This is a genomic window from Paenibacillus sp. P4_A7 (assembly GCF_056402455.1).
Genome location: NZ_JBFUHJ010000492.1, coordinates 1 through 3,982 on the forward strand (window position 1 = coordinate 1; position 3,982 = coordinate 3,982).

3 protein-coding genes are annotated in these 3,982 nt (G+C 40.8%); all 3 read right to left on the reverse strand.

Features of this window, described 5'->3' with window-relative positions:
- On the reverse strand, positions 1 to 547 hold a 547-nt coding region (locus AC1DWN_RS29555; protein WP_477562442.1), incomplete at its 3' end, for an extracellular solute-binding protein.
- 113 nt (positions 548 to 660) lie between these two features.
- Positions 661 to 2,208: a response regulator transcription factor gene (locus tag AC1DWN_RS29560; protein ID WP_477562443.1), complete on the reverse strand. Its 1,548-nt coding sequence runs from the start codon at positions 2,206 to 2,208 to the stop codon at positions 661 to 663.
- Positions 2,205 to 3,875, reverse strand: coding sequence for a sensor histidine kinase (locus AC1DWN_RS29565; RefSeq protein ID WP_477562444.1), 1,671 nt, complete (start codon positions 3,873 to 3,875; stop codon positions 2,205 to 2,207). The genes AC1DWN_RS29560 and AC1DWN_RS29565 overlap by 4 nt, the downstream gene beginning before the upstream one ends.
- Between the last annotated feature and the right edge of the window lie 107 nt (positions 3,876 to 3,982).

Genomic DNA, 3,982 nt, shown 5'->3' on the forward strand with positions numbered 1-3,982 from the left:
ATGCATTGCCGTCCGGAGCTCTGACGGCATCAATAATGCCTGGCACAAAAGTATCCTTCCAAATTTTATTCTCGTTGTAAGGGTTCGGTTTACTTAGCCAAGGGTCCATCTGCAGAAACCAACCTTTTTGATAATTGGTCCACGTTTCCTCGAAATTAGTCCAGAAAATATCTGGTGCATCCTTGCTAAGCATTCTTGCTTGCAACCATGCCTTGCGGTCAGGTGCCGTCACTTCAACAAACTCAATCTTAATATGTGGCTTCAGCTTCGTATATTCGTCCGCCAATTCCTTCATCACCTTGTGTATAGCTGGATCCTTTGTCGTGCTTTCTCGAGGGAAATAGCCTTGCGGGTCGAACTTAATTGTCATTTCCTTTGCCGACACTTCTGGCTCTGTTGTCGCTTGCTCCGTTGCAGATGGTTCCGAAGATGGAGAAGCAGGTGTGGATGACCCTGGTTTCGAAATACCACTTGAACATGCCGAAACTAGTAACGTTAACGATAGAATGCTTACAGTTGTGAATGTTTTAAGATTATCCCTTCCCATTGTACGTTCCCCCTAATATTTGACTTAGTCCAATTATAACTTGGGGACACAAAGCATCGAATAACTGCAATTGACATTACTTTGCTGTAATTGACTAGTTTAATGACTTATCCCTATTTGATTTGTTCGCGGTAATTCATCGGACTTAAACCTACATGCTTTTTGAATAATATGCTAAAATGCGCTGGATCCTTGAATCCGACTTCATATGCAATTTCATTTGCCTTCAGCCTCGTTTCAAGCAGCATTCTCTTCGCATGGTCAATCCGGTAAGACCAGAGTAAATCTCGAAAATTTTGACCAGTCTCTTTTTTAATCAAACGGCTGAGATAAGAATGGTTCATATGAAAATAGTCTGCTAGTTTCTCCAATGACATGTCATCAGCAGATTTACTTCGTAAATAAGTACAAATTTCTTTGACCAGGCCATTCATCGTTTGATTTTTGTTGATCGCGATAATTCGTTCTGCAGATTCTTCCACCCAGTGCTCCAGGAATAACATTAAATCAAACAAAATATCAAATGATAAAATGGTTTTACGAGTATGTAACTGAACTTCTTCGGGAATTCGCAAATTGTATTCCAACAGAAGCATTTCTACTTTTTGAATGACTTGCAGTGCAAAAGTATGTATATTGGTTTTCGTCAGACCTTTACCCATCATCTCTCTAGATATTGAAAGCAAATAGGAATGAATTTTTTCTTTTTCCCCTTTACGTAACATAACTGCTAGCTCATTAAGCTGGTCTTCCGCACCATTAATGTTGCCTTGCACGAGATGGGGGAGCGCATCATTAGAAATAATCGAGCCTTTACCAAGTAGCATCCGATAATCTAAGCAGTCCTTGATTTCCTTCCAGGCTTGATTTAAGTACACAATAGAAGGCTTCACTTTACTGATACAGATAGATATAGCAAACGGAAACGACTCTTTGCAGCGATCAAGCATATCACTAGCCATTTTCATACTATCCCCACGCATATCCCACAAATCCCCATGTGGCTTAAACAAGATAAGATAGAGTCCCTTACTATCCGAATAATCCCAATAACTATAGGGATTATAACGGAGAATTTGGGTGATGGCTTCCTTTAAGGCAATGAACGAATAAACTTCCCCAGTCTCTTTCAGAACATCTGCATTATCGATTACAACACAGATGACAATGATTTCACGGTCCTCTAACCTTTTCTCAAGCGCAACGGCATATTTATCCGGCACATTAACGACAGGGCTAAGCATAGATTGGATGACTTGCTCCTGCTTGAGCCTATCCTCCCTACTTATACGTTCTTCCCCCTGCACGATTAAATCAACGGAGTGGAGCAACTCCGCATTATGAATCGGCTTGAGGATAAAATCTGCCGCCCCCAGCTTTACCGCGTGCTGCGCATATTGAAAATCATTAAAAGCGGTCAAAAAGAGAAACCGGATGTGCGGAAACCTCACCTTAATTTGCTCTGCTAATTGAATTCCGTTYATTAGCGGCATACGGATATCGGTAATAATGAGATCTGGTTTATCCACTGGAATCCTCTCGAGCGCTTCGACTCCATTCGCTGCAACACCTGTTATTTGACAGCCTAAATCACTCCATTCCGTTAAATTGGCAAGGTGATTTCGAATGAGCTCTTCATCATCTACAATCATTATTTTCATTGCATTTCATCATCCTTCATTAAATTGATAGGTAAGCGCAAACGTACAATCGTCCCACAGTCTGATGCTGGCTCTATCGTTAACCCGTATCTTTTGCCATAAAGCAGCTGAATCCGTTGTTTCACATTATTTAAACCAATGCCTAGGCTTTGATGATCCTTAGATAACCGTTTAAGTCCCGCTCCATTATCTTCTATTTCGATAATCAAGTCGTATTCGTGTAAATAAGCGCTAATCTTAATATTGCCTTGTTCCTCGATCTGGTCAATTCCATGAATAATGGCGTTTTCCACAAGTGGCTGTAAAATGAGCTTCGGCACAATAACCTGCTGCAGCTCTTCCGAAACGTCGATTGTCCAAGTCAACCGTTCCTTGTATCGGTATTTAGCTAGCTGTAAATAGTACAAAACAAATTGAAGCTCATTTTTCAAAGGGATCAGGTCGCTTCCCGGCGAGATCGAAAAGCGAAAAATAGCAGCCAACAAGCGGATCATGTCCGGTATAGCCGTAGAACCAAGCTCTTTGGCCATGATGTTGACTGATTCCAGTGTGTTGTATAGAAAATGGGGATTGATCTGAGCCTTAATCATTTTGAGCTCGGCTTCTTTGTTCAGCAGCTCGACCTTGTAAACCTTTTCAATCAAATTTTGTATATCCGTAATTAAGTAATTAAAGCTGACACAGAGCCGGCCGACTTCATCAATGGTTTTGATATTATCGATCTTTTCGTAAACTTCCTTCTGTGCTTTCCCCATCAAACGACTTAATCTCGCAATCGGCGTGGTCACCCGGCGCAACATAATAACAGTCAGAATAAGGACTAGAAACCATGTGGCTGCTGTCATCAATAGTGCAAACAAAGCTAAACTATCCATTTCCTGATGAAAGCTCGATTTCGAAAAGAGACTGATAAAGCGGAAACCCGAATAACCGGATGCTCTTTCTAATTGCACCGTATTCTTAGTATCTAGCAGGCGAAATCGAGTGCCAATTTGTTGTTGATTTGCATTGGATAGAATCAGCCCACTGGCATTCGTTATAAAAAATTCTTGGCTTCCGTATGTGGAATAAGCCTTCGCTACCCGCTCTGGATCTAGCATAACAATCAAGAGACCGATTCTTTTTCTCGTGGTTTCATTAATAATTTCCATAGCACCAACCAACCGGTTATGATCGTTAAAGGGAGCCCAAACGAAGGCCTCAGGCTTCTCGTGCGCCATCGCTTCCAGAGCGAGCATAGACTCAAACTTGTAATCTGAATCAGCATAATAAACCTGTTGATTTGCGTTAACTAAGTATATCGCATCAATAAATTCACTACTCAATACCAACTCAGATAGTCGTTCATTAACACGATTCCCTCTACTCGAAAGGCTCTCTTGACTTTCCTCATTAGCAGTATTATCTTTTCGTAAAGCGGTTGCAATAATATCATCCTTTTGTATCTGTGCAGCTTGTAGGGTAACATCCCGTAAATTTCCATCTATTTTATCAACCATCTCTACCAATGATTGTTTTTTTGAATCGGTGATTTTCGTCTCCAAAATGGCTGTTGATTTAAAATAAAAGACACTAATCACGAGGATCAGTGGGAGTAAGGTCAATATAGAGTATAAGAGAATCATTTTATTAAATAGCTTGGACGCGAATACTTTCCATAGACTCATTATCATTTTCCTTGGATATGAATAAAMCAACGGCTTTCCCTCCGATTCGCGCTTATCGTCATTACTATGCATATGAATTCCACATACACACCCCAAACCCCTTGTAC

Bases quoted from the DNA above. Each gene is read 5' to 3' on its own strand.
- AC1DWN_RS29565 (WP_477562444.1), bottom strand. From the start codon at position 3,875: ATGAGTCTATGGAAAGTATTCGCGTCCAAGCTATTTAATAAAATGATT.